Source organism: Bradyrhizobium diazoefficiens (genome assembly GCF_016612535.1).
GTDB lineage: Bacteria > Pseudomonadota > Alphaproteobacteria > Rhizobiales > Xanthobacteraceae > Bradyrhizobium > Bradyrhizobium diazoefficiens_C.
The window spans coordinates 326,346-350,729 of record NZ_JAENXS010000003.1; the positions used below are offsets into that span (position 1 = coordinate 326,346).

At 64.5% G+C, this 24,384-nt stretch carries 24 protein-coding genes; 12 read left to right on the plus strand and 12 right to left on the minus strand.

The window, feature by feature from the left end:
* Positions 1 to 103 precede the first annotated feature (103 nt).
* The 3 genes from JJE66_RS32670 (at position 104) to JJE66_RS32680 (ending at position 2,050) form a co-directional block, all read left to right on the plus strand.
* Positions 104 to 655, plus strand: a complete 552-nt coding sequence (locus tag JJE66_RS32670; RefSeq protein ID WP_200519762.1) for a cytochrome b — start codon at positions 104 to 106, stop codon at positions 653 to 655.
* A gap of 320 nt (positions 656 to 975) precedes the next feature.
* On the plus strand, positions 976 to 1,338 hold the full coding sequence (locus JJE66_RS32675; RefSeq protein WP_409362858.1) for a response regulator: 363 nt from the start codon (positions 976 to 978) through the stop codon (positions 1,336 to 1,338).
* A 70-nt stretch (positions 1,339 to 1,408) separates the two neighbouring features.
* On the plus strand, positions 1,409 to 2,050 hold the full coding sequence (locus JJE66_RS32680) for a glutathione S-transferase family protein (RefSeq protein ID WP_200519764.1): 642 nt from the start codon (positions 1,409 to 1,411) through the stop codon (positions 2,048 to 2,050).
* Between the two features lie 7 nt (positions 2,051 to 2,057).
* On the opposite strand, the gene JJE66_RS32685 is transcribed toward JJE66_RS32680, so the two are convergent.
* Together JJE66_RS32685 and JJE66_RS32690 are read right to left on the minus strand one after the other, a co-directional pair.
* The gene (locus JJE66_RS32685) at positions 2,058 to 2,864 is read right to left on the minus strand and encodes a Crp/Fnr family transcriptional regulator (RefSeq protein WP_200519766.1); all 807 of its coding nucleotides are present in this window, start codon (positions 2,862 to 2,864) and stop codon (positions 2,058 to 2,060) included.
* Positions 2,865 to 3,144: 280 nt separating this feature from the next.
* Positions 3,145 to 4,227, minus strand: coding sequence for a SecDF P1 head subdomain-containing protein (locus JJE66_RS32690; RefSeq protein ID WP_200519768.1), 1,083 nt, complete (start codon positions 4,225 to 4,227; stop codon positions 3,145 to 3,147).
* 247 nt (positions 4,228 to 4,474) lie between these two features.
* Between JJE66_RS32690 and JJE66_RS32695 the strand changes: the two genes are divergently transcribed.
* Entirely contained in the window at positions 4,475 to 6,382 is a 1,908-nt protein-coding gene (locus tag JJE66_RS32695) for an acyl-CoA synthetase (RefSeq protein WP_200519770.1), read from the plus strand.
* A 114-nt stretch (positions 6,383 to 6,496) separates the two neighbouring features.
* On the opposite strand, the gene JJE66_RS32700 is transcribed toward JJE66_RS32695, so the two are convergent.
* Entirely contained in the window at positions 6,497 to 7,669 is a 1,173-nt protein-coding gene (locus JJE66_RS32700; protein ID WP_200519772.1) for a M20 aminoacylase family protein, read from the minus strand.
* A gap of 144 nt (positions 7,670 to 7,813) precedes the next feature.
* Positions 7,814 to 9,121: an adenylosuccinate lyase gene (gene purB, locus JJE66_RS32705; protein WP_200519774.1), complete on the minus strand. Its 1,308-nt coding sequence runs from the start codon at positions 9,119 to 9,121 to the stop codon at positions 7,814 to 7,816.
* Positions 9,122 to 9,707: 586 nt separating this feature from the next.
* On the opposite strand from purB, the gene JJE66_RS32710 reads away from it, so the two are divergent.
* Positions 9,708 to 10,292 (plus strand): TetR family transcriptional regulator, encoded by a 585-nt coding sequence (locus JJE66_RS32710; protein WP_200519776.1) that lies wholly within the window; start codon positions 9,708 to 9,710, stop codon positions 10,290 to 10,292.
* 56 nt (positions 10,293 to 10,348) lie between these two features.
* On the opposite strand, the gene JJE66_RS32715 is transcribed toward JJE66_RS32710, so the two are convergent.
* The 3 genes from JJE66_RS32715 to JJE66_RS32725 form a co-directional block, all read right to left on the minus strand.
* Positions 10,349 to 10,651, minus strand: coding sequence for a hypothetical protein (locus JJE66_RS32715; RefSeq protein ID WP_200519778.1), 303 nt, complete (start codon positions 10,649 to 10,651; stop codon positions 10,349 to 10,351).
* A gap of 129 nt (positions 10,652 to 10,780) precedes the next feature.
* Positions 10,781 to 11,434 (minus strand): response regulator transcription factor, encoded by a 654-nt coding sequence (locus JJE66_RS32720; protein ID WP_200519780.1) that lies wholly within the window; start codon positions 11,432 to 11,434, stop codon positions 10,781 to 10,783.
* Positions 11,435 to 11,441: 7 nt separating this feature from the next.
* A complete protein-coding gene (locus tag JJE66_RS32725; RefSeq protein WP_200519782.1) occupies positions 11,442 to 12,812 on the minus strand; it encodes a sensor histidine kinase in 1,371 nt (456 codons plus the stop codon).
* Between the two features lie 198 nt (positions 12,813 to 13,010).
* Here JJE66_RS32725 and JJE66_RS32730 point away from each other — a divergent pair, with 198 nt between their 5' ends.
* From JJE66_RS32730 to JJE66_RS32750, 5 genes are all read left to right on the plus strand, one after another.
* Positions 13,011 to 13,799 (plus strand): MotA/TolQ/ExbB proton channel family protein, encoded by a 789-nt coding sequence (locus tag JJE66_RS32730; protein ID WP_200519791.1) that lies wholly within the window; start codon positions 13,011 to 13,013, stop codon positions 13,797 to 13,799.
* On the plus strand, positions 13,796 to 14,467 hold the full coding sequence (locus JJE66_RS32735) for a hypothetical protein (protein ID WP_200519793.1): 672 nt from the start codon (positions 13,796 to 13,798) through the stop codon (positions 14,465 to 14,467). Before JJE66_RS32730 ends, JJE66_RS32735 begins: the two co-directional genes overlap by 4 nt.
* Positions 14,460 to 15,065, plus strand: coding sequence for a hypothetical protein (locus JJE66_RS32740; protein WP_200519795.1), 606 nt, complete (start codon positions 14,460 to 14,462; stop codon positions 15,063 to 15,065). Before JJE66_RS32735 ends, JJE66_RS32740 begins: the two co-directional genes overlap by 8 nt.
* A 117-nt stretch (positions 15,066 to 15,182) precedes the next feature.
* The gene (locus JJE66_RS32745; RefSeq protein WP_200519798.1) at positions 15,183 to 15,923 is read left to right on the plus strand and encodes a metallophosphoesterase; all 741 of its coding nucleotides are present in this window, start codon (positions 15,183 to 15,185) and stop codon (positions 15,921 to 15,923) included.
* A gap of 6 nt (positions 15,924 to 15,929) precedes the next feature.
* A complete protein-coding gene (locus JJE66_RS32750; RefSeq protein WP_200519800.1) occupies positions 15,930 to 17,363 on the plus strand; it encodes a bifunctional serine/threonine-protein kinase/universal stress protein in 1,434 nt (477 codons plus the stop codon).
* Between the two features lie 6 nt (positions 17,364 to 17,369).
* Here the strand turns inward: JJE66_RS32750 and JJE66_RS32755 are convergent, their stop codons facing one another.
* The 3 genes from JJE66_RS32755 to rpe all read right to left on the minus strand — a co-directional run bounded on the left by JJE66_RS32755 (position 17,370) and on the right by rpe (position 18,760).
* Positions 17,370 to 17,561: a hypothetical protein gene (locus tag JJE66_RS32755; RefSeq protein WP_200519802.1), complete on the minus strand. Its 192-nt coding sequence runs from the start codon at positions 17,559 to 17,561 to the stop codon at positions 17,370 to 17,372.
* A 23-nt stretch (positions 17,562 to 17,584) separates the two neighbouring features.
* Positions 17,585 to 17,764 (minus strand): hypothetical protein, encoded by a 180-nt coding sequence (locus JJE66_RS32760; protein ID WP_200519804.1) that lies wholly within the window; start codon positions 17,762 to 17,764, stop codon positions 17,585 to 17,587.
* 294 nt (positions 17,765 to 18,058) lie between these two features.
* On the minus strand, positions 18,059 to 18,760 hold the full coding sequence (gene rpe / locus JJE66_RS32765) for a ribulose-phosphate 3-epimerase (RefSeq protein ID WP_200519806.1): 702 nt from the start codon (positions 18,758 to 18,760) through the stop codon (positions 18,059 to 18,061).
* 253 nt (positions 18,761 to 19,013) lie between these two features.
* Here rpe and JJE66_RS32770 point away from each other — a divergent pair, with 253 nt between their 5' ends.
* Positions 19,014 to 19,829: an EF-hand domain-containing protein gene (locus tag JJE66_RS32770; RefSeq protein WP_200519808.1), complete on the plus strand. Its 816-nt coding sequence runs from the start codon at positions 19,014 to 19,016 to the stop codon at positions 19,827 to 19,829.
* Positions 19,830 to 19,845: 16 nt separating this feature from the next.
* On the opposite strand, the gene JJE66_RS32775 is transcribed toward JJE66_RS32770, so the two are convergent.
* Both JJE66_RS32775 and JJE66_RS32780 read right to left on the minus strand, forming a co-directional pair.
* Entirely contained in the window at positions 19,846 to 20,841 is a 996-nt protein-coding gene (locus JJE66_RS32775) for a P1 family peptidase (protein ID WP_200519815.1), read from the minus strand.
* A 55-nt stretch (positions 20,842 to 20,896) separates the two neighbouring features.
* A complete protein-coding gene (locus tag JJE66_RS32780; protein ID WP_200519817.1) occupies positions 20,897 to 23,701 on the minus strand; it encodes a PAS domain S-box protein in 2,805 nt (934 codons plus the stop codon).
* A 254-nt stretch (positions 23,702 to 23,955) separates the two neighbouring features.
* On the opposite strand from JJE66_RS32780, the gene JJE66_RS32785 reads away from it, so the two are divergent.
* Entirely contained in the window at positions 23,956 to 24,342 is a 387-nt protein-coding gene (locus tag JJE66_RS32785; protein ID WP_200519819.1) for a response regulator, read from the plus strand.
* Positions 24,343 to 24,384: the final 42 nt, after the last annotated feature.

Consider the following 24,384-nt stretch of genomic DNA (forward strand, 5'->3'; position numbering starts at 1 on the left):
CACCCAGTTTGGAGCGATTCAATTTCACCTTTGGCGCATGTTCCCGCTATTTGCAGCCGTGCTGCGCTGCGGTTGGGGCATCCGTAAATATTCGGGAGCGGACATGATCAGAAACACGACGACCAGCTGGGGGAGCGTTTCCCGGTGGTTTCACTGGGGGCTGGCGCTGGCGATCATCGGCATGATCGGCTTCGGCTGGTGGATGAATCACATCCCGGCGCGCGCCGACAAGTTCTTCTACCGCTCGATCCATGCCGACATCGGCTATGTGATCCTGCTGCTGTCGGTGCTGCGGCTCGTCTGGCGTGCGGTCAACCCGACCCCGGCGCTGCCGGTCGAGACTTCGCGTTGGCAGAAGATCGCAGCCCCTGTCAGCCATGGCGCGCTCTATCTCGTCGTGGTCCTGGTCGCGATGCTGGGGTGGGCGCATTCCGGCGCGCGTACGCCCAATTATTCGGACTTCTTCGGCCTGTTCAATGTGCCGCAATTCACCTCTTCGGACAAAGCGGCCGCGGGCGCCTATGAAGACCGCCACATCTTGTTTGCTTATGTGCTGCTGGCGCTGATCGCGGTTCACGTGATCGCCGCGCTCTGGCACCACTTCATCCGCCGCGACCGCGTCGTGGCGCGCATGGTGACGGACGAGGCGGGGTAGGCGCGGTTTGCGCCGCTCTCCCGTCAATTCCTTCGTTGGTCCCATCATCCTGTCAGGGCGACGGTGATGGATTTGCCGTCGCATCCGCGTTGTCATTTCCGCGCTCGCAATGTCGGCACGTTGCGGAACTTTCCGGCGGTATCGGCGTTGGGAAAGTTCACTCAAGAGCATCGGTCCTGTTAACGCGGGCGCGGAAGCGGTGCGGGGGTAAGGCGTCGTCTCATCGAACGTACGATCCGGCGCTGGTGGCGAGCGCAGCCAGATGGCAGATTGCGCAACGAACCTCTCACGGCGTCGCAGGCGTAGACAGGCGGATTGAAGTGATAGCGAAGCCCGTCGTGCTCGTGGTCGAGGACGATCCGCTCCAGATGATGGTTGCCGGCGACCTCGTCGAGAATGCCGGATTGATGCCAATCTTCGCGCAGAACGCGGACGAGGCGATCGTCATGCTGGAAGGCCGCGACGACATCCGGATCGTGCTGACCGACGTCGACATGCCAGGCTCGATGGACGGCCTGCGTCTGGCCGCGGTCGTGCGCAATCGGTGGCCGCCGATCCAGCTGGTGGTCGTCTCCGGGCACATGCTGGTTGAGCATGCCGAGCTTCCGGAGCGGAGCCATTTCTTCAGCAAGCCCTACGCGGCGGACAAGATGATCGGGGCGCTGCGCAGCCTGGTCGCCTGAACAATCTTCAACGCGACACGTGGCTGCGCTATGTTGACCGCGGGCGGATTCCTGCCCGCAGGAGACGCCCATGCTCACCGTCCATCACCTCGGCAAATCGCAATCCGAACGCATCGTCTGGCTCTGCGAGGAGATCGAGATCCCCTACGAGCTGAAGCGCTATGCGCGCGATTCCGTCACCATGCTGGCGCCGCCCGAATACAAGGCGCTGCATCCGATCGGAGCGGCGCCCGTCATCACCGACGGTGATCTCGTGCTCGCGGAATCCGGTGCTATCGTCGATTACGTCATCGCCAAATACGGCAAGAGCCGCCTCGTACTCCGCGCCGATGATCCCGAGTTCGCGCAATTCCTGTACTGGTTTCATTTCGCCAACGGTACGTTGCAGGCCGGCATGGGCCGGCTGATGCTGCTGAACCGGCTCAAGCTCGCCGAGGACAATCCGATGCTGGTTGCGACCAGGGCGCGCATCGATCGCGCCTTCGATCTCGTCGACGCCCGCGTGCGCGATGCCGAATATCTGGCGGGCAGCACCTTCACGACCGCCGACATCATGATCGGCTTCTCGCTCACCACGATGCGCTACTTCCAGCCCTACGATCTCACGCGCTGTCCGAACGTGGTCAAATATCTCGGCCGCATCGGCGCGCGCCCGGCCTACAGGCGTGCGATGGAGAAGGGTGACCCCGGCATGGCGCTGCTGTTGAGTTGAGCCGTGATCATGCGATCCTGTTCGTGGTCGCCGATCGCGCCGTGGCGAGTTGCTTCTGCAAGCGGTCGATGTTCTGCAGCAGGCGCTGGCTGGTCAGCACTAGGAAATAGTAGCCGAACTGCGGATCCTGGAAGTAGATCTCGAGCAGGCGGTCATAGGTGATCGTCAGCACCTGGCCGTCCTCGACGCATTCGATCGTTCCGGTGCGCCGGTTGTCCGGCGTGAGGAAGCCGAGTTCTCCCATCAGCGCGCCGGGCCCAATCTCGACGTTAATCTCCTTGACCAGGAACTTGCCGGTGACGGTGAGCAACATCTCGTTGGCTGGATCGCCCAGCTTGAACAGCGTGTCGCCGTGGCGGTATTTGCGCTCGGTCATGAACGGCTTCAGCCATTCGATCGACATGTCGCCTTCGGCCGCATGTCGCGCTTTTTTGACCAGCTTGAGCATCTGCCGCAGGCGAAGCGCGTTGATCGGAAGCAAGAGCAGATATAGGACGAAGGTCGAGACATTGGCGGAGAGCGCACCGAAAATGGCGAAGAACGCGCAGCCGATCATGTTGGCGACGCGTAGCGGCACCATCGTCCGCATCAGCAGGGTGGCGACGAAGAAGCCGGCGCCGACCGTAGCGAACAAATTGGCCAGCGTGATGTTGTGGACGAAGATCTCCAGCAACCGGTTGAAGATCGCGTCGTAGGTGACGTTGTTGGGGTCGAGGCCCATCTGGACCAGGATATTCGCGATCCTGAGATTGTTCGTGGCCGCATCCAGAATGCGGTCAAGGATGGACGAAATGTCTGCGTTGCCGGACGGCATGGTACTAATCCCGCGTAAGGCCTTCAGTCCTGGTCGGTGTGCTCGGCACCTATAGCCGAAATCGAATGACGACCGCTTGAATGAAGCCTTCGGCCGTCATGCCGCAAGAGGCAAATTTTAGCCTGATCGGCGGTTTCGGCAATTGCCCGTTGGTTGCGCGTATGGCCTGGGCTGCGCCCGCGATTCGGGGCCGCCGGGCGCGGGCTCGGCGTCGTGGACTGACATCATGGACGGATTTGGGCGCTCCCCGGCGAGGCGGGGGCGGGGGACGATCTTCGCCTCAGGGCTTGGCGGCGGGCTGGATGACCTGCTGATCGACGAGGCTGAGGTGGCCGGGCAGCGACCCGGCACGCAGCTGCATGGCGACGCTGTTGGCCTCCTCCAGGGTGAAATTGCCCGAGATCTGGACCGAGCCGCCGGTGATGGGCTCGCGGATCACGGGGGCGGAGATCACGCTGCCGTCGAGCACGATGGCGAAGGGCTTGCCGACATTCTCTTCTGTGACGTGGGCGAAACGCCGTGTGCCGCGCCCATTGAAGCGAAACGAGGCGATCGGGTCCTTGGTGCCCGGCGCAAAGCCGGGTGCCGCATAGCTGATGTCATCGCCGTCGAGCGCGCTGTCCTTGGCGACCAGATAGGGCCGCTTGTCCTTGAAGCCGAGCAGGACTTCGGAGCCTTCGGGCGGGGTGCCGGATTGCGCCTGCTCCGGCGTCATCGAAACATCGACCGGGCGGAAGCTGACCTTGACCTTCCGGGCGAAGATCGCGGTGATGCGCTCGGGGTCGGTGACGCCTGGGAGGAAGATGCGGATGCGGTCGGTCCCGTCAGGGACGACGCTGGCCAACTTGACGCCGGCCTCCTTGAGGCGCTGCTCGATCATGGCGATGGCGTCTTCGATGAGGCCATTCAGCCGTGCCGCGGATGCGGCATCAGTCGGCGCCAGCCTGACCGCTCCATCGCCGCCGTCGGTCACGGCGATAGCATGCGATGGCAGTCCCTCCGCGGCCGACGCGAGCTTGCGCGCGAGCTGGTCACGGTCTTTGGCATCCGCGATCTTTACATCAACGCCGCCGTCGCGGATCGCGAGGCCGGAGAAGGCGATATGGCCGTCGTGCAAATTCTTGTAGACGTCGTCGCGCAAATCCGTGACGACGCTCTCGCGCAAGGCGTCGCCGTCCACCTTGTAGACAATGCGTGACCCGCCCAGTTTCTCCATCTTGTCGCCGACGAAGGCGACGATCTTGGCGCGCATCTTGTTGAGCTGGGTGTCATCGGCGAGCGCGGCGCGCGGCTGGACGATCGCCGCTACCGTGGCGAACGCGACGAACAGGCGTGTGGCGCGGTCCCGCAGGGGCGTCGTCATGATCACCTCAAGTCTTGCGGCAGGACGCTGGCGGATGAGTCCGATGCCAGTTCTTGGTCCCCGGATCGGGCGCGGAGGTTCAAAAGCCTTTGAACCGATTGCTACCACCGTAGCCGTTAGGTCGTAGACGAACGCTCGATCATCGATCATTCTGTCCGGGCTCGACCGGCCACGGTCGAGGCCTCGTCGAACCAAAATGTCAAAAGACAGGAGGCGGGGGACTGCATCTGAGGGAGGACGGAATTCCATGGCGGGCATCCACGCGCTCGATCGGCTCATCGGCAACGACTACCCGGAGCTTTTGACGGACGAGGAGGTCCGGGCCTTCGAGCAGGTCCCTTACGCTGATAGGGTCGCGGCCGAGAGCACCTACGATGCCATCAGGCTCGGTGCCGCGCGCAATCCCGACGGGGCGGCGATCCAGTTTCTGCAAAATGCCGATCCGGCCGACACGCCGCTGGTGGTGAATTACCGCGACTTCATTGCGCGCGTGACGCAGGCCGCCAACATGTTTCACGCGCTTGGCGCGGAGAAGGGCGACGTCATCAGCTTCATGTTGCCGCTGCTGCCCGATGCCTTCGTGACGCTGTTCGGTGCGGAGGCGGCCGGCATCGCCAATCCCGTCAACCCGCTGCTCGAGCCGCACCAGATCGCGGAAATTCTGGAAGCGGCCAACACGAAGATCCTGGTGGCGCTCGGGCCGCTGCCGGGCACCGACATCTGGCAGAAGGTCGAGCAGATCCGCCCGTCACTCAAGCACCTCAAGGCGATCGTGCAGGTGGCCGGCGGCGGCGATCCGGCAAAGGGCATTTTTGCCTTCAACGACCTGATCAAGCAGCAGCCGTCCGACCGGCTTGTGAGCGGGCGCAAGATTCTTGGCAGCGATATCGCCGCCTATTTCCATACTGGCGGCACCACCGGCACGCCAAAACTGGTGCGGCACACCCACACCAACCAAGTCTATCAGGCCTGGGCGCTCAATCTGCTGCTGAAGCCGAAGCCCGGCGCCAACATGCTGTTCGGCATGCCGCTGTTTCACGTCGGAGGATCGCTGACGCAGGTGCTGACGACGCTGTCCGCCAGCGGTTCGCTGGTCGTGCTGTCGCCGAGCGGCTGGCGCAATCCGAATGCGGTGAAGAACATCTGGGGCTTGGTCGAGCGTTTCAAGCCGGAGGCACTGTCGAGCGTCCCGACGGTGCTCGCCGCAACGCTCGCGGTGCCGCCCGGGAATGCCGACATCTCCAGCCTGAAATATGCAGCCGGCGGCGGTTCGGCGATTCCGGTCGCCGTCGGCTCCGCCATCCAGGACAAGCTCAAGCTGCCGGTGGTCGAGGTCTACGGCATGACCGAGACCTCGAGCGTGCACACGCTGGCCTATCCGTCGCGGCCGATCCGGCTCGGCTCGGTCGGCCTTCCGATGCCCTATTCCCGCGTCCGCATCGTGCAGCTCGATGCCGACGGCCGCATGATCCGCGACTGCGCGCCTGACGAGATCGGCGTCGTCATCATGGCCGGGCCTGGCGTGTTCGGCGGCTACCTCAATGACGCGCATAACAGGGGCGCCTTCGTCGACGAGGTCTGGGTCAATTCCGGCGATCTCGGCCGCCTGGATGCCGACGGCTATCTCTGGATCACCGGCCGCGCCAAGGACCTCGTGATCCGCGGCGGCCACAACATCGATCCGGCGCCGATCGAGGAGATTATGTTCCGCCATCCCGCCGTCGGCTTTGCCGCGGTGGTCGGGCAGCCCGACGCTTATGCCGGCGAATTGCCGGTGGGCTATGTGCAGTTGAAGCCGGGCGCGACAGTCGAGCCGGGCGAGCTCGAGACATGGGTGCGCGAGCGAACGCCGGAGCGCGCCGCCGTTCCGGTGCAGGTCATTCCGATCGACCCGATGCCGGTGACCGGTGTCGGCAAGGTGTTCAAGCCGCAGCTGCGCTGGGACGCGGCGCAGCGCGTGTTCACCAAGGTGCTGTCGCCGCTCGTCGCGCGCGGCATCGACTGCAAGGTCAAGGTCGGCGCCCACGGCAGCCACGGCTCGATCGCCATCGTGACGCTCAGAGGCCTGCCTCTGAACCAGCGCGAAATCGTCGCCGCTGAGGTGCATACGCTGCTCGCGCCGTTCGTGATGCGGCACGAGGTGATTCAGGCGTAGCTGAGGGCAGACACGGTGGGGTGGCGAAGCGTCAACCCATCTCTGTCGCGTCCGTGAAGTTAGACAGCAATGGGTAACGCCTGCGCCTAACCCCGCCTGCGCCTAATCTAATGCCTATCCCGCCGGCATCGTCGTTTCGATCAGGCGCACCCAGAACGAGGCGCCATGGCCGAGGATGTTGTCGTTGAAGACGTAGGCCGGGTGGTGGCAGTCGGGACTGTCGCCCATGCCGACCAAAACCATCGCGCCGGGGCGCGCTTCCAGCATGAAGGAGAAATCCTCGGCGCCCATCAGCGGCACGTAGCGGTCGTTGACACGCTCGGCACCGACGATGTCGCGAGCCACGTCGGCGGCGAGGCCGGCCTCGCGCGCATGGTTCATCGTCACCGGATAGAGGCGCGTGTATTTGGTTTCGGCCGAGCCGCCATAGGCGCGCGCGACGCTTTCAGCGACCTCGCCGATGCGGCGCTCGATGAGATCGCGCACCTCAGGGTCGAGCGTGCGCACGGTGCCCTTCAGTTCGGCGGTCTCCGGAATGACGTTGGTGGCGGTGCCGGCATTGAACATGGTGATTGAGATCACGGCCGATTTGAGCGGATCGACGTTGCGGGCGACGATCGATTGCAGCGCATTGACGATCTGTGCGCCGATCAGCACGCTGTCGACCGACTTGTGGGGACCCGAGCCGGCGTGGCCGCCCTTGCCGGTGACGTTGATCTGGATGGTGTCGGAAGACGCAAGCAGCGGGCCTGCGGTGGTCGCGAAATGGCCTTCGGCGAGGCCCGGCATGTTGTGCATGCCGTAGACCTCCTGGATGTTCCAGCGCGTCATCAACCCGTCCTCGACCATGGCCTTGCCGCCGCCGCCGCCTTCTTCGGCGGGCTGGAAGATCACGACCGCCGTGCCGTCGAAATTGCGCGTCTCGGCGAGATATTTTGCGGCACCCAGCAGCATCGCGGTGTGGCCGTCATGGCCGCAGGCGTGCATCTTGCCGGGGACTTTTGACGCATAAGCAACCCCTGAGGTTTCCATGATCGGCAGCGCATCCATGTCGGCGCGGAGGCCAATGGTCTTGCCGGAGGCGGAGTTGCGGCCGCGGATCACGCCGACGACGCCGGTCCGACCGATGCCCGTCACCACCTCGTCGCAGCCGAATTCGCGCAAGCGATCGGCGACGATGCCGGCGGTGCGATGGACTTCGTAGAGCAGCTCCGGGTTCTCGTGGAAGTCATGGCGCCAGGCGGCCATTTCGTCGGACAGGGCGGCAATGCGGTTGACGATGGGCATGGGGTTTCCGTTTCTGATTGTGGTTCGTAGGGTGGGTTAGCGTAGCGTAACCCACCACTGTTTGTCTTCGTGGACGCGAAAGAGGTGGGTTACGTCCAGCGGCCTACGCTTCGCGCAGCCGCACGGCTAATCCACCCTACGATACTACGCTTCGCCGAACACGCGCTTGAAGATCGTGTCGACGTGCTTGAGGTGATAACCCAGGTCGAACTGCTCTTCGATCTCGGCATCGGTGAGATATATCTTCACCTCGGCGTCCTGCTTCAGCAGTTGCAGGAAATCGCCTGCGCCGCGCCAGACCGGCATGGCGTTGCGCTGCACGAGCTTGTAGGCGTCCTCGCGGCTCGCGCCCTTCTGAGTCAGCGCCAGCAGCACGCGCTGGGAGTGCACGAGGCCGCCGAGGCGGTCGAGATTCTTCTGCATGTTGGCGGGGTAGACCAGGAGCTTGTCGATCAGGCCGGCGAGGCGCACCAGCGCAAAGTCGAGCGTGACAGTCGCGTCAGGGCCCATCATGCGCTCGGCGGAGGAGTGCGAGATGTCGCGCTCGTGCCAGAGCACAACGTTCTCCAGCGCCGGCGTCACGTAGGCGCGCACCATGCGGGAGAGGCCGGTGAGGTTTTCCGACAGCACCGGGTTGCGCTTGTGCGGCATCGCTGACGAGCCTTTCTGGCCCTCCGAGAAGAACTCCTCGGCCTCCAGCACCTCGGTGCGCTGCATGTGGCGGATCTCGACCGCGAGCCGTTCGACCGACGAGGCAATCACGCCGAGCGTCGAGAAATACATCGCGTGGCGGTCGCGCGGGATCACCTGCGTCGAGATCGGCTCCGGCACGAGGCCCATGGCCTTGGCGACATGCTCTTCGACGCGCGGATCGATCTGCGCGAATGTGCCGACCGCGCCCGAGATGGCGCAGGTCGCGACTTCTTTCCGCGCCGCGATCAGACGCTCCTTGGCGCGCGTGAATTCGGCATAAGCATAAGCGAGCTTGAGGCCGAACGTCACCGGCTCGGCGTGGATGCCGTGGCTGCGGCCGATGGTCGGCGTCATCTTGTGCTCGAAGGCGCGCTTCTTCAGCGCGGCCAAAACCCTGTCGAGGTCGGCGAGCAGCAGGTCGGCGGCGCGGGTGAGCTGGACGTTGAGGCAGGTGTCGAGCACGTCGGAGGAGGTCATGCCCTGGTGCACGAAGCGCGCCTCGGGGCCGACGATCTCGGCGAGATGGGTCAGGAAGGCGATGACGTCGTGCTTGGTCGCGCGCTCGATCTCGTCGATGCGGGCGACGTCGAAACTGGCGTCCTTGGCCTTGGCCCAGACGGTCTTGGCGGCCTCTTTGGGGATCGTCCCGAGTTCGGCGAGGGCGTCCGCCGCGTGCGCCTCGATCTCGAACCAGATCTTGAACCGGGTCTGCGGTTCCCAGATCGAGGCCATTTCCGGACGGGTATAGCGGGGGATCATTGGACTGCTCCAGGAAGGTGGGCGGGCGGACCCAAGGGGGCGCGACCTGCCAAAATGCTTTTTACGCCGTGATCTAGCAGAGCGGGCAGGGCGAAACAAACGATGAGGGCAAGGTAACGGGGATGACGGGGGCTGGGCGGCGATCAGCCCCTGCCGCGCCCAGCTCCCACCTGCCGAAGAGGCTCGCTGGGGACCACGAGCAAAAATTAACTGTCAATCACGGATCATTGACTGACAGATATTGAAATCTGTCAGCGGGACGTGTATATCCGTTCTCGGACGCTCCGATTGGGCGTTCCGCGGTCCTCCCGGGGAGCCCGACATCCGAAACGAAGACGGATCGAGGGACGAAGTTGAAGAAATAGGGACCGTTGACGAATGGAGACTTACGACAATGACCACCGAAATCATCAATCTCACGGGGACGATCGGGCACTGGCTCAATCTCTTCGTGGCGCGGCAGATCGCGGCGCAGGCTGCAAAACTGCCTCATTAAGGCGAGAGCTTTCCGAACCGACCGGTACGGGCGCTTCGGTAAGCGTCCATCGCCGGGTAACTGGACCCTGAACGGGAACATGGTGCTGGCATGAACGAAGCCGTTGTTTTGACGCCGGAGCGGATCCTCGAAGTCACCGAGGATGTGCTGAGGCGTTACGGACTTGCCAAGGCCACCGTGGTCGACGTGGCCCGTGCGCTGGATGTGAGCCACGGCAGCGTCTACCGCCACTTCCCAAGCAAGGCCTCGCTGCGCGAGGCGGTCGCAAAACGCTGGCTCGACCGTATCGACGCGCCGCTGCTGGCGATCGCCGGAGAGCAGGGCCCCGCCCCGGCGCGACTGGACCGCTGGCTGCGGACGCTATTCGCCGCCAAGCGTTCACGCGTGCTCGATGATCCCGAAATGTTCGAGACCTATCTGACGCTGGCGCGGGAGGCCTGTGCGGCGGTCAAATGTCACAAGGACACTATGATCGACCAGATCGCGGCGATCCTTGCCGACGGCGTGAAGCAGGGCGTGTTCGCTGTCGACGACGTCAAGACCACCGCGCGTGCTATCTTCGATGCGACCGTCCGCTTCCATCATCCGGCCCATGCCGACGAGTGGAAGGATGCCGACCTGCCTGCGCGCGTCGATGCGGCGCTCGCGCTGTTGCTGCGCGGGTTGAAGGCGTAACCGAACTCCCTCACTTCATTTCAAGCGAGCGATACCCGGCGGCCAGTCGCGGTGTCTTATCCACCGACCTTGTGCGCGAGGCCGCCATCACGCAGCGAGCGCGGATGATGGGTCTTTTTCCGCGCACCAAGGGCGGTGTCAGCCAATGGCACCACCGGCGGGCTTTCCGGATAGGCATTGACTTCAATTTGGACGACGTCCTTTGATCGTTTTCGAAGGCGGTAGAATGCAAGTTCTTGTTCGAGCATGGGGCAGTGGAATTGGACCGTTGCTGTGTCGGGCAAGCGGCAGAGTTCATCGATGAGCTCGCCGACGGTGATGATGGGGGGATAGCTGGCCTCGCGGATAGCCTTACTCATGGCGCAACTCCTTCATTGCGTTACAACCAGAATTCCAAGGCCTCTGTTCCAATCCGCCCGCGGAGCCGCTCGAAATATCCTTGGGAACGATCAGATGTTGAGGAATTTCTGCGTCCCAAGGGCGCGGATCTAGATCCTCGTCAGCCCGCAAGCCGCTGCCAGCCGCACCAGCTGCGCATCTGTACGTGTGCCGGTCTTGGTCTTGATCAGATAGTGGTAGTTCTGAACCGTCTTCACACTGAGATGGAGATGCGTCGCAATCTCTTCGGTCGTGGCGCCGCCGGCGAACTGCCGCAGAATCTCGATCTCCCGCTCGCCCAATTGATCGAGCGCTGATCCGGTCGGCGACAGGCTGTCCTCGGCCAGCACATGTGCGATGTCGTCGCTGATGGCGCGTTCGCCGCGCGCGACGCTGCGGATGGCGTTGACGACGGCGGAGGGCGCGCTGCTCTTGGTGACGAAGCCGGAGGCGCCGGCATTGAAGGCGGCTTTTACCAGCACCGCTTCGTTGTGCATGGTGAAGACCAGGACTCGCGCTCGCGGATTGCGTGCGCGGATGTTGCGGATCGCCTCGAGCCCGCTGGCGCCGGGCATCGAGATGTCCATCACGATGACGTCGGGGTCATGCGCTTTGAAGGCGCTGTAGGCATCCGCGGCATTGTCGGCTTCCGCCACGACGCGGAGATCGCCCTGGCTCTCGAGCACGCGCCGGTAGCCTTGCCGGACGATCGGGTGGTCGTCGACCAGCAGCACCGAGATCCCTGTTGCTGCGACCTCGTTCATGCCGGCCTCACGCGGCGAGCGGGATTGTTGCGGCGACGCTGAGCCCACGGGTCGCGGGCAGGATCGTGAGCGAGCCGCCGGCCGCCGCCAGGCGCTCGCGGATGCCGGTGAGGCCGAAGCCGGCCGAGCGCGCCACGCGCGCCGCATCACCGCCGCCGTCGTCCTCGACGCGGATCAGAAGCGCATCGTCCTCGCCCGGGCGCCGTTCGACGTGCAACGAAATCTCGCGTGCCACGCCGTGGCGCAGCGCATTGGTCAGGCACTCCTGGGCGACGCGATAGGCGGTCGTTGCGGCCGGGCCGCTGATGTCGGTGAGGTCGCCTTTGAGGTCGAGCTGAATCGTCGGCTGCGTTGCGCTCTGCGAGCGCCAGCTGTCGACGAGATTGACGAGGCTCGCCTCCAGCCCGAATTCCTCGGGCAGGGGATTGCGCAGGCGCTTCAGTGCATCGCGCAGCGATGCCATCAAATGGTGCGTGGCCTGCGAGATCATGCGCGCATCCTGCGCGGCGCCACTATCCTTGTTCTGCTTCGCGCTCGCCGTCTCGATGGTGTTGGCGAAGGCGTGGATGGCCGAGAGATTCTGCCCGAACTCGTCATGCAGCTCGCGGGCAAGCGCGCGCCGTTCGTCGTCGCGGATCTCGATCAGGCGCCGCGTCAGCGCCGCGCGCTGTTCGGTGGCCTCTTCCAGCCGGCTGCCGAGCGCATCGACGGCCCCGCCGATCATGGCAAGCTCCATCGAGCTGAAACGCGGCAGTTTCGTGCGATATTGACCGCGCGCCATGCGCTGCAAGGCGGTGACGATGGCGCGCGCCGGCGCCAGCGTGTGCGCGATCGCAAGCGAGGCGAGCAGCGCGATCGCCGCCGCCATCAAAAGCGCGACGTCGATCACGTTGAGAATGTACTCCCAGGCGAGCGAGATCGCGGCCGCTTCATCCGGTGTCGCGACCACGGTTCCGGCGGCCACGGCGCGGGGACTGACGGGCCGCACCACCTCGGCATGGCTGCCAAGGAAGGTCGGGATGATGGCAGCGAACCAGCGTGGCGGCACCCTGCCGATCCCCTGGCTCTGGCCGCAGAGCGGCTTTTCGAATGCGGTCGCCGGCTGGAACTCGACGCAGACGCCAGGCGAGATCAGCTTCATCGTCTCCAGCGTCCGCCACTCCGGAACCGGCACGAGATGCTCGCGCATTCTGCTGCTGCGCAGCAAGAGTTCGTGCCAGTACAGTCCCTGAAGCGCTTGCGCGACCCGCTGCGCGGAGGCCGCCGTCGCCCGGTCGACGCTGCGATAGGCATCGAACGTGGCCCACACGGTCGCCGCGCCCAGGCACAGCGCAACGATGAGAACCAGACGGGCGACGAGCTGAAGCACCAGGCGCATGCGATCACCCCAAAGTTTGGTAAGCTCAGCCTAACAACGCAGCCTGGCCTTGCCAATTGCAGGGTTTGGGCCGGATTGCAGCTCGGGCAAATTTCCCAAGCCGGATTGGGCATGGCTCTTTGGACCTGAAACGGCGACTTTGATCTAATCGCGTGGAATCGTTGCAGGCCAATCCCTGCAGGTCAGGAGCAATGCAGCATGAGTTCGATGACGATTGGACCGATCGCGAAAACCGCGACCGACCCATCCGAGCGCAGCGCGCTGCTGTTCTGGATGATCTTCACGGGGCTATCGATCTTTGCCGTCGTGCTGCTGTGGCGGTTCGGCCTGATCCATCTGATGCTGACCTCGGACCGGACCTATATTTCGAGTGTGATCGCGGTGCTCTATATCCTGACCTGCGGCCATTGCTTCCTGCGCACGCGAGCGATTGCCCGTGAGGGTGCCGCGACGCGGCGTTGCCGCGCGGTGCTGGCGGCGCCTGACGGCAGCAAGGCGCTCGATGCGAGTGCGGCCGCGCTGCCGCGCGGGCTGGTGCGCGACCATATCGAGAGCCTCGTGACCAAGGCCGCCGCGCAGGATTACCGCCCGGTCGACCAGACGCTGCTGTTGCGGACGCTCGCCGACCGCCTGCGCGGCTCCAACGGCTATGGCGCCTTCGTCTCTGACACGCTGATGAAGCTCGGCCTGCTCGGCACCATCATCGGCTTCATCATCATGCTGGCGCCGATCGCGGGACTGGACGCCGCCGACAAGGTCGCAATGCGGTCGTCGATGGGGTTGATGAGCGACGGCATGGCGGTTGCCATGTACACGACGCTGGCGGGTCTCGTCGGCTCGATCCTGGTCCGCATCCAGTATTACATGCTCGATGCCGCGACCCAGCGGGTGTTCTCCGATGCCGTGGTCTTGACCGAGACCTACGTGACGCCGGTGCTGGAGCACAAGGGATCAATGGAAAACAAGGGCGCTGGAACGCCGTCATGATGGATGATTTCGGCCTCTATCCGCGCGAAGAGCCGTTCGATCCCCTGGGCGTGATGCTGTTCAAGGCGCTCCAAGTGGTCGCCTTCCTGTTCTTCCTGGCGCTGCTCGCCGTCTCTCCCGATGCCAAGGACGGCAAGATCGACTCCAAGGCCGAGTTCATGATCACCCTGGACTGGCCGGACAATCATCCCGACGATCTCGACCTGTTCGTGCAGGATCCCGCCGGCAACATTGCCTGGTATCGCCACCGCGAGGCCGGCTTCCTCACGCTCGATCGCGACGACCGGGGTGGAGCCAACGACTTCATCATGGTCAACGGCAAGAAGATCGCCTCGCCGATCCGCGAGGAGATCGTGACGGTGCGCGGCATCGTTGCCGGCGAATACACCGTCAACGTCTCGCATTTCGTCGCCACCACCGGCGAGCCCGTCACGGCCAATGTGAAGGTGCAGAAACTCAATCCGACAGCGCAGGTGGTCTTCGACAACAAATTCACGCTCGACCACACCGGCGACGAGAAGACCGCGGTGCGGTTCCGGCTCGATGCCGAAGGCAAGGTCATCGATGTGAGCCAGCGGCCAAAATCGCTGATGGAGACGTTTCGCAGCAGCTGGCGCAACGGCGCCGATATCGACCCGAACACGCGGGTGAGGGTGCGCCGTGAGTAATCTGCAAACGGTCATCCTCACGCTGTCGGTCGCCTATGCCGTGATCGGCGCGCTGCTCCTGGTCGTGCTGGTCTATGCGCGGCTGCACTGGTCGCTGAAAGCGGTCGCGGTGGTCATGACCAGCGCCTTCTACGTCGTCAGCTTCACGGAAATGCGCGGGCTGCTCGGCTGGGCCAGCACCGACAGACTGCCGGTCTCCTTCAAGCTGCTCGGGGCGCGGATCGTCGAGCCGCATTCGCTGGAAGGTGATCCGGGCTCGATCTATCTGTGGGTCGAGGAACTCGACGAAGATCATCGTCCGAGCGGCATCCCGCGCGCTTTCCGCGTCCCCTACAACGACACTCTGGCCGACAAGACCCATGCGGCGGAGAACGAGATCGCGGCGGGGCATCCGCAAGGCGGGCGCGCGGCGGACTTCGGCGGCGGCGAGGGCAGCCTGATCGACATGGTCCGGGAATATGTAACGCCCAAGGCCATCCTCGAGACCAGCGGCGGCGACTCCTCGACCGGGGAATTCAATGCGCCGCCGGCCGGCGCGCAAGGCGCGGTCTTCACGCCGGTGCCGCCACCCCGGATGCCGCCGAAGGACGAGCAATAGGCTCTTCACCATCGCCTCACGGGTGCGCTGGTAAACCCTCTCGCGCTGGCGCATCTTGTTGATGTCCCTCAATTTGGCCTTATCGGCTTCCAATAAGAATGTGAGGGTGGAGGGTGCGTGCTTCTCGCTGTTTTCTCGGATATCCACGGCAACCGGCAGGCGTTCGAGGCTTGCCTGAAGGTGGCCCGCGCGAAGGGCGCGGAGCGGTTTGTCCTGCTCGGCGATTTCGTCGGCTATGGCGCCGATCCGGAATGGGTGGTCGATACCGCCATGGCGCTGGTCGAGGCGGGCGCCGTCGCCGTCCGGGGAAACCATGACGAGGCCGTCGGCACGACGACTGAAACCATGAACGCCGAGGCGCAGATCGCGATGGAATGGACCCGCGGGCGTCTCGACGTGGCGCAGCGGCGCTTCCTCGCCGAATTACCGATGGCGGTGCAGGAGCAGGAACGCCTTTACGTCCATTCGGAAGCCTCAAGTCCGTCGCACTGGCATTACATCCGTTCGACGTCGGATGCCGCCAAGAGCCTGATTGCGACGCCGTCCCACGTCACCTTCTGCGGCCACATCCACCGGCCCGCACTCTATTCGATGTCGGTGACGGCGAAGATGACGAGCTTCGTGCCCAAGACCGACGTGCCGGTGCAGCTCCTGCGCGGGCGGCAATGGCTCGCGGTGCTCGGCTCGGTCGGCCAGCCCCGCGACGGCGATCCGTCCGCGTCCTTCGTGCTGTTCGACACCGTCTCGTGCCAGATCACCTATTGCCGCGTGCCCTATGACATCAAGAGCGCGGCGAATAGGATCCGCGAGAACGGCCTGCCGCCCTGGCTCGCCGACCGGCTGTCGCAGGGGCGCTAGAGGTCGATGCCCAAACCCCTGGTCAAGTCCGGCGCGGAGATCGACGGCTACACGATCGGCGAATGCGTCCATGCCGGCGGCATGGCGACGCTGTGGACCGTCACCCATCCCGGCATCGACGTGCCGCTGCTGATGAAGATCCCGCGCGCCTCCGAGGGCGAGGACCCCGCGGCGATCGTCTCGTTCGAGATGGAGATGATGATCCTGCCGCGGCTTGCTGGTCCGCACGTGCCGCACTGCTACAGCACCGGCGATTTCGCGCACCAGGCCTACGCCGTGATCGAGCGCATTCCAGGCACCACGCTGTACAAGCGGTTGCCAGACCTGCCGCTGCCTTACGAGGAGGCGCGGCTGCTGGTTGCGAAGATCGCGGCGGCGCTCGCCGATTTGCATCGGCAGAACGTGATCCATCACGACATCAAGCCGAGCAGTGTCATGTTCCGCGAGGGCGGCGAGGCGGTGCTGATCGACTATGGTCTGTCGCATCACGATCATCTGCCGGATTTGTTGCAGGCTGAATTCCGTCTGCCTTATGGCACCGCGCCCTACATGGCGCCGGAGCGGCTGCGGGGCGTGCGCCACGATCCGCGCAGCGATTTGTTTTCGCTGGGCGTATTGCTGTATTTCTTCACGACCGGCGAGCGTCCCTTCGGCGAGGGCGAGACGCTGCGCGCGATGCGGCGGAGGTTATGGCGCGATCCGCATCCGCCGCGCGGCTTGCGCGCCGACTATCCGCCCTGGCTGCAAGAGGTGGTGCTGCGCTGCCTCGAGATCGAGCCGGTCCGGCGCTATCCGACCGCAGCCCAGCTCGCCTTCGATCTCAGCTATCCGGACCAGGTCAGGCTGACTGCGCGTTCGGAGCGGATCAAACGCGACCCCTGGAGCGTCGCGTGGCGACGCCGCTTCAATCAGGACGTCGCGCAGCCCCGCGCGAAGGCGGATGTCGCGGAGCAGATCGCTTCGAGCCCGATCCTCACGGTCGCGCTCGACACGGTCGAAGGCACTGCGGAGCTGAATGAGGCGCTACGCGTCACCACCGAGCGCATTCTGGCGACGCTGCCGTCAGCGCGGCTCGCCTGTGTCAACGTGCTGAAGCTCAACCGCATCGCGATCGACAAGACACTGGACGAGCAGGGCTCCAACAAGCATATCGACCGCCTGGTCGCGCTTCGGCACTGGGCGACGCCGTTGAAGCTGGACGAAAGCCGGCTGTCTGTTCACGTGCTGGAGGCCGTCGATCCCGCCGCCGCGCTCCTGGAATTCGCCGAGGTTAACCAGGTCGACCATGTCATCATCGGCGCGCGGCAGAGCTCGTTTCGGCGCACGCTGCTCGGCAGCGTCTCGGCCAAGGTGGCGGCGGAGGCAACCTGCACCGTCACCGTGGTGCGGCCGCCGCGGATGGCTGCCGCGAATCCAGACGTCGGCGTGGTGTGGGGCTAGGAAAGATTACGCCGCGTGAGCGGTGTGGACGACGCTCTTGCGGCGGATCGGCCAGGAGAACTGGGGGCCGGGCTCGCCGTGATCCGCGCTGCCGCCGAAGTACTGAATGATCTCGCGGCAGGGCTCGCAATTGAAGAGGTTACGCGACGCGGATGCCTTGGTCATTTCCTTCAGGCAGTTCGGACAATGCGGTTTCATCAGTCTTGGCCCAGAAGAGGATTTCAATGCCGGCGCGGTGACCCGAACGCGTGGTCCAGGTCGATCGTCTCGGCGCCCGGATCGTCGCTTAACTCGCCTTCGGCGCGTTCGAGCCGCCCGAAGAAATAGTCGAGGTTCGGATGCGGGCGTCGCGGGATGCGGCACCGGCGTTTCGGCTGACGCTTCACGAGGACGATCTGCATGGCATCAGGCCCGGTAGCGGTCGCGACCGCTGATGCGGGTTGAACGCGCAGGCGCCCTTACCGGTCCGGCTGATGGGCCGAACACAACGAACGCACTAAAACCGATCCACAACGCCACGCCAGTCCAAACCAGTGTCGTCGTCATGATGTGCTCCTGTCAAATCAGGCAGGAATCACTAGCGGTGATTTGCACGAATCAGGGAAGCCCGGAGGAGTACGGATCGTGGTTGCAATTTTAGGCATTGCGCGCCGCAACGCCTCGTAAGAACCGCAGATTTGCGGGGCGTATCTGCTTCAGATGGCTTCGCCGCGGGCGCCAGCGGCCGCGTTGCGGATCGCCGCGATGTTGGTCTTGTAGGCCTCCAGCGTGCCGCCCCTGAACACGGAGGTGCCGGCGACGAAGGCGTTGGCACCGGCAGCTGCCAGCGCGCCCGCGACGTCGGGGCCGACGCCGCCATCGACCTCGATGTCGATCGGCCGGCCCGCCGTCATGGCGCGGATGTCGCGGATCTTGCCGATTGAGGAGGAGATGAAGGCCTGGCCGCCGAAGCCCGGATTGACCGACATCACCAGCACGAGGTCGACCAGGTCGAGCACATATTCAAGCACGCTGATCGGCGTGCCCGGATTGAGCGACACGCCGGCCTTCCTGCCGAGCGCGCGGATCGCTTGCAGGGAGCGGTGCAAATGGGGACCCGCCTCCGCGTGCACGGTGATGTGGTCGCAACCGGCTTTCGCGAAGGTCTCGAGATAGGGGTCGCAGGGCGAGATCATCAGATGCGCGTCGAACACCTTCTTGGTGTGCGGGCGCATCGCCTTGATGACGTCAGGGCCGTAGGAGATGTTGGGAACGAAGTGCCCATCCATCACGTCGAGATGGATCCAGTCGGCGCCTGCGGCATCGACCGCGCGAACCTCCTCGCCGAGCTTCGAGAAATCCGAGGCCAGGATCGAAGGGGCGATGGCCAGGGGGCGGGGGGCGAAGGCTTGGGTCATGGCGCTGTTTCCCGTGGCGGCCGAAGGGCGAATGGCTTCGCCTAACATGGGTCCCTCGGCCGGGCAATGCAGGGAGGATGAGCTTCCTGTGGGCGGAAAATTCTGCCGTCAGCGGCATGAATTGCCGATGTTCCCGCACCCCGCAAAGCGCGGTCGAGCCGGATTTCATTGAGCTTTTTACGCTGGCACGACGCTTGCTGACTTCACTGCCGGAACATTGGCCGCGGCGTGCCGCATCGGTTGGAGTTGTGCAATGTTGTTTGCCCTAGGTGCCGTCTCAAGCGCGCTCGATGCGATTCAATCACTGACGAGCTCGAAATCCTCGTCGTCGACGTCGCAAGGCGCGACGACCAATCCGTTCGCGATCGACAGCGGCAGCAGCAGCACGACCGGCGGTGCGGCGTCGTCGGTCAATTCCGGCAATTGCGCGCAGATCGCGCCGGAGACGATGAGCGCGCTGATCGCAGCGCAGAGCCAATCGACAGACAGCACCAGCACCTCGACTTCGTCGACGTCGTCGAGTTCGACTTCCTCGACGTCGACGAGCCAGAACGGTGCGCTCAAGGATCTGTTTTCGCAGCTCGACGCCAATGGAGACGGCCAGATCAGCAAGTCCGAGTTCGAGAATGCGCTGGGTGCTGGCGGCACCAATCTGGCGCAGGCCGACGACGTGTTCTCCAAGCTCGATGGCGATTCCGACGGCAGCGTCAGCCTCGACGAGATATCGAAGGCGCTAAAGGGCAGCGGCCATCACGGCGGCCACCATCACGCCCAGGCTGCGAGCGGCTCCGGCGACGCATCGGGCAGCGACTCGGATTCCTCGTCGTCAGCGTCCTCAAGTGGTGGATCGACCTCGACCACGACGACCGGCGCCGACGGCTCGAGCACCACCACCGTCACCTATGCCGACGGCTTCAAGATGACGACGACGGTGCCGGGCGCCTCCAACTCTTCGAATGGGTCGGGCACTGGCAATTCGCCCTATGACTGGTTTGCGCAGATGATGCAGAGTCAAGGACAGGGATCATCGGCCATCGCGGGCTCTTCCTCGATGTCGATAAGCGTATAACGCGCCTTCTGAGACTCTAGCCAAACCGATCCTTCCACGCCGGCTGCGCGCCGGGGAACGGAAGTGCGGTCGCGCTGTAGACGCCGCGGGCGATTGCGCGCGCGACCACGTTGGCGGCGATCGTGCCGAGCTCGGTGAGGCCGACGACGGGCTCGATCGGCTTCGCGCATGTCGCGGCGGCAAACAGCACATCGCCATCGGTCGGGGCATGCACCGGATAGAGCGCGCGGGCAAAGCCGGTGTGCGCGACCATCGCCAGCCGCTTGGCCTGGGGCTTGGTCAGCACGGCGTCTGTGACGACGACGCCGATCGTGGTGTTCTCGCGCTCGCTGGCGGCAGGCCCACCCTTGATGCGCATCTTGAGCATGTCCGGCGTGAACGCGGGTGGCAGGCCGCGCCCGCCGAACTCGCTGTTCTCTTCGAATGGCGCCGCCCAGAACCAGGGCCCGTCGCCGACGGTGGCGCTGCCGACCGCATTGACGGCGACGATCGCCGCGACTGTGATGCCGCTGCTCATGAGAGCGGACGCCGAGCCGAGCCCGCCCTTGAATGTCGCGGTGGAGGCGCCGAAGCCGGCGCCGACGCTGCCGAGCGCAAACTCCGTCCTGGCGGAGACCGCCGCGGCGTAGCCGAGATCGCGATAGGGCGCGAAGCGGCCCCATGCCTTGTCGCCGCCGTTGAGCAGATCGAACAGGATCGCGCCCGGCACGAGAGGGATCACGGCCTCGCGGACCCGGAGGCCGCGGCCTTGTTCGGCAAGCCATGCCTGGATGCCGCCTCCGGCCTCGATTCCAAAGGCGGAGCCGCCGGACAGCGCGATCGCGTCCACCCGTTCCTGCATGCTGGCAAGATCGAGCAACGACCCCTCGCGCGTGCCGGGTCCGCCGCCGCGGACGTCGATCGCTGCCACCGCCGGCTGGTCGAACATGATCGCCGTGACGCCGGAGGCGACTTTCGCATCCTCGGCGTGACCGACGCGGACGCCGGCGATATCGGTGAGAAGGTTTTTCAAGGGCGGCACTCCATGCGCGGCATGGCCTCAGCGATAGCGCACGCGAGCGGCCCGCTCAACTCGCCAGCGCCATCCTGAGCATCTTGGCAAGCTCGGACTTTCGATACGGCTTTGCCAGCAGCAGCACGCCGGAATCGAGTCGCCCATGATGAACAATGGCGTTTTCGGTGTAGCCTGAGGTGAACAGCGTCTTCAGGTCGGGGCGTCGCCGGGCCGCCTCATCGGCCAGCTGCCGGCCGTTCATGTTGCCGGGCATGATGACGTCGGTGAAGAGCAGGTCGATGTCCCCGTCGGTGTCGATGATGGTGAGGGCTTCGGCGGCGTTGGCCGCCTCGAGCGCGGCATAGCCGAGGCTCTTGATCTGAGTCACGACATACTGCCGGACCAGCGCGTCGTCCTCGACGATCAGGATCTTCTCGTCGCCGCCGGCGATCGGCACGTTCTGGAGCGCCTCGTACTCGGTCTCCTGCACGCCGCTCGAACGTGGCAGGTAAATCTTCACGCTCGTGCCGTGGCCTTCCTCGCTGTAGATCTTGATGTGCCCGCCGGACTGCTTGACGAAGCCGAACACCATGCTCAAGCCCAGCCCCGTGCCCTTGCCGACCTCTTTGGTGGTGAAGAAGGGATCGAACACCCGCTCGATCAGGGCTGCCGGAATGCCGGTGCCGGTGTCGCTGACCGCGATCATCACGTAATTGCCGGCAACGACGTCGGGATTCATACTGGCATAGCCGTCGTCGAGGAAGATGTTGCGGGTCTCCAGCACCAGGGTGCCGCCGTCGGGCATGGCATCGCGCGCATTGAGCGCGAGATTGAGGATCGCAGTCGAAAGCTGGCTCGGGTCGATCAGCGCCGGCCAGGCGTCTTCGGTGAGCTGCGGCATGATCGTGATCTGCTCGCCAAGCGTCGGATGCAAGAGCTTGGCGGCCTCCAGCACCAGGGCATTGACGTCGATCTCGCGCGGCTGGAGCGGCTGCTTGCGGGCGAAGGCGAGCAGGTGCTTGGTCAGCTGCGCGCCGCGCTCGGCTGCATCGTCGATCAGCTTGGTGATGGCGGCGAGATCGGGCCGGTCGGCGACCGCGTCGGCGAGAATGCCGATCGTGCCGGTGATGACGGTAAGCACGTTGTTAAAATCGTGGGCGACGCCGCCGGTCAATTGGCCGATGGAATCCATCTTCTGGACCTGCCGGAGCTGGGCCTCCGCGGCCTGCTTGTCGGTGAGGTCGCGGCCGATGAAGAAATGGCGCTTCACCGGCTCGGACCAGCTGCCCATCCAGTTCAGCGTGACCTCGTGACCGTCGTAATGATAATAGCGCGCCTCGAAGCTACGCTTGATATGACCGCGGCGCGCCGCGCGCATCTCCTCGCGCGTCCTGTCAAGGTCGTCGGTGTGGATGAACTCCGTCGCGCTGTGCCCGATCATATCTTCCGGGGCGTAGCCGAGGATGTCCTTCACGCTCGGGCTGACCTGGATGAACTTGCCATACCCGTCGGTGACCAGGATCAAATCCTGCGAGGTCTCGAAGATGCGCTGGCGTTCCTCGATCTCGCGACGTAACTTCTCGCGCGATTGCTTTTCCTCGGTGATGTCATGGGCGATCTTGGATGCGCCGATGATTTGCCCGCTGTCCGATCGCAGCGGCGACACGTTCAGGACGACGTCGAGTTGACGGCCATTCTTGTGGATGCGCACCGTTTCGTGCTGGGCGATCGACTCGTTGCCGCTGATGCGATTCAGAATACCCCTGGCATCGGCCCTCTGGTCCTCCGGCACCACGAGGTCGATCGACCGGCCGACGGCCTCGGCGGCAGAATAGCCGAACAGGTGTTCGGCAGCATTGTTCCAGCCGGTGATGATGCCGTCGAGCGACTCGGTGATGATCGCATCGTTGGAGGACTCGACGACGGCGCCGTACAGCGCGAGACGTTTCGAGTAGAAGTCGCGATCCGAGGCCGACTGTTCGCGCAGTTGGCCGACGAGACCGACGGTGTGGGCCTGAAGGCGGACATTCTCGATCAGGAGCACGGCGAGCACGAAGCTCGCGGCGCCGAGGCCGTAGAGACGGCCGGCATAGAAGCCGAGATCGTAGCGGGAGACATTGACGATTGCCGACAGCGCGATGTCGAACAGCCAGGCGCACATCGTGACCATCAGCCAGACGTCGATCACCGTATGCGGCTTGCGGAACCACAGCGTGATCAGCGCCGCGAAGCTCAAGGACCAGACGAACGACACAACGCCGATCATGGTGGTGGTGTAGCGGCCGTCCCTGAGCAGGACCGGCAGCAGATCGTGCTGCGCCGTGACAATCCAGGCGATGACGGTCATCGCCACCACCACGCCGAGGACGGCGAGCGCGATCGGACGCTCGGTCGATCCCTCGACCTTGGCGCCGCCATTGCCGTCCTTCAACCACCCATAGGCCAGCACGAACAGGGGGAACCCGCCGTGCCAGACCATGTAGAGCCAGACAGTGGTCTGGGGCCCGGCGCCCAGCGAGCCGGCCGGTGCGAACAGCCCCGGAAAGGTGAGGGCGTGGGTTACCGCCGAAGCCGCCGTGAACAAATATCCGGTCGACAACAGCAGCAGCGCGCGGCTGCGCAGGACGGCGAATTGCGACAGCAGCAGAACCGCGGTGATGATGTCGCTGACGGCTAGCGCCGATTGGTAGCTGGCCACGAAAGCCGGCACCTGCATCAGCGGCGTTGCCGCGAACGGGACAGCCAGCGCAAACAGGATCGCGGAGATCCCGACGATCGCCAATGCTGCAGTGCGATCGCTCTGCATGGCCGGCAAGGTCGAAAGGAATGTGCTTCGGTCGTTCTTTGCGTGCACGTTGACCTCTCGCTGGGTCGTCATGGGGCTAGTCCACGTGACTTCGTTGGCCGGCTGCCTTGGGTGTTTTGCCTTGGCCTCCATGGTAGCCGGCTCCGGGCGCGCGTCCCGAGGGGGCGCGCCCACGACTCAACCGAGGGTTACAGCTTACTTAACTTCGATAGGTACGCGGAATAGGGAATCGGTAAGGTTGGCTTTACTTGACGGACCCATACTGCCTTGGCGCACGGCGCCGTTGAATTGAACCAATTAATGATACGAATCCGGGAGTTGTTCCCATGCCCCGTGTCCTTGTTGTCGACGACCAGAAGGACGTCCGCGCCATGGTCTCGATTGTCCTCCGGGTCAACCGTTATGACGTCGTTGAAGCCGAGAGCGGCGCGGCCGGCCTGAAAGCCTTCGGCGAGAGCGTTTTCGATGCGGCGATTGTCGACATTTTCCTGACCGACACCAGCGGTATCGAGGTCATGGCCGCTATTCGCGAGCGCGTTCCCGGATTTCCGATCGTTGCGGTTTCCGGCATGACGGCGCTGGATTTCATCGGCGAGGCGCCTGGTCTGGACGGCGTCGTCTGCCTGCAAAAGCCGTTTCGGCCGAACGACCTGCTGCAGGCGCTCCGGAAGGCGCAGGAAGCGGCGGGCGGGGAACTTTCTGCAGCCGTCTGATCCTGCTGCAAAGAAAACGCCCCGGCGAACCGGGGCGTTGAG

Coding starts and splice junctions, on each gene's coding strand:
- JJE66_RS32670 (WP_200519762.1), top strand. CDS start 104: ATGATCAGAAACACGACGACCAGCTGGGGGAGCGTTTCCCGGTGGTTT.
- JJE66_RS32680 (WP_200519764.1), top strand. CDS start 1,409: ATGCTCACCGTCCATCACCTCGGCAAATCGCAATCCGAACGCATCGTC.
- JJE66_RS32685 (WP_200519766.1), bottom strand. CDS start 2,864: ATGCCGTCCGGCAACGCAGACATTTCGTCCATCCTTGACCGCATTCTG.
- JJE66_RS32690 (WP_200519768.1), bottom strand. CDS start 4,227: ATGACGACGCCCCTGCGGGACCGCGCCACACGCCTGTTCGTCGCGTTC.
- JJE66_RS32695 (WP_200519770.1), top strand. CDS start 4,475: ATGGCGGGCATCCACGCGCTCGATCGGCTCATCGGCAACGACTACCCG.
- JJE66_RS32700 (WP_200519772.1), bottom strand. CDS start 7,669: ATGCCCATCGTCAACCGCATTGCCGCCCTGTCCGACGAAATGGCCGCC.
- purB (WP_200519774.1), bottom strand. CDS start 9,121: ATGATCCCCCGCTATACCCGTCCGGAAATGGCCTCGATCTGGGAACCG.
- JJE66_RS32710 (WP_200519776.1), top strand. CDS start 9,708: ATGAACGAAGCCGTTGTTTTGACGCCGGAGCGGATCCTCGAAGTCACC.
- JJE66_RS32715 (WP_200519778.1), bottom strand. CDS start 10,651: ATGAGTAAGGCTATCCGCGAGGCCAGCTATCCCCCCATCATCACCGTC.
- JJE66_RS32720 (WP_200519780.1), bottom strand. CDS start 11,434: ATGAACGAGGTCGCAGCAACAGGGATCTCGGTGCTGCTGGTCGACGAC.
- JJE66_RS32725 (WP_200519782.1), bottom strand. CDS start 12,812: ATGCGCCTGGTGCTTCAGCTCGTCGCCCGTCTGGTTCTCATCGTTGCG.
- JJE66_RS32730 (WP_200519791.1), top strand. CDS start 13,011: ATGAGTTCGATGACGATTGGACCGATCGCGAAAACCGCGACCGACCCA.
- JJE66_RS32735 (WP_200519793.1), top strand. CDS start 13,796: ATGATGGATGATTTCGGCCTCTATCCGCGCGAAGAGCCGTTCGATCCC.
- JJE66_RS32750 (WP_200519800.1), top strand. CDS start 15,930: ATGCCCAAACCCCTGGTCAAGTCCGGCGCGGAGATCGACGGCTACACG.
- JJE66_RS32755 (WP_200519802.1), bottom strand. CDS start 17,561: ATGAAACCGCATTGTCCGAACTGCCTGAAGGAAATGACCAAGGCATCC.
- JJE66_RS32760 (WP_200519804.1), bottom strand. CDS start 17,764: ATGCAGATCGTCCTCGTGAAGCGTCAGCCGAAACGCCGGTGCCGCATC.
- rpe (WP_200519806.1), bottom strand. CDS start 18,760: ATGACCCAAGCCTTCGCCCCCCGCCCCCTGGCCATCGCCCCTTCGATC.
- JJE66_RS32770 (WP_200519808.1), top strand. CDS start 19,014: ATGTTGTTTGCCCTAGGTGCCGTCTCAAGCGCGCTCGATGCGATTCAA.
- JJE66_RS32780 (WP_200519817.1), bottom strand. CDS start 23,701: ATGACGACCCAGCGAGAGGTCAACGTGCACGCAAAGAACGACCGAAGC.
- JJE66_RS32785 (WP_200519819.1), top strand. CDS start 23,956: ATGCCCCGTGTCCTTGTTGTCGACGACCAGAAGGACGTCCGCGCCATG.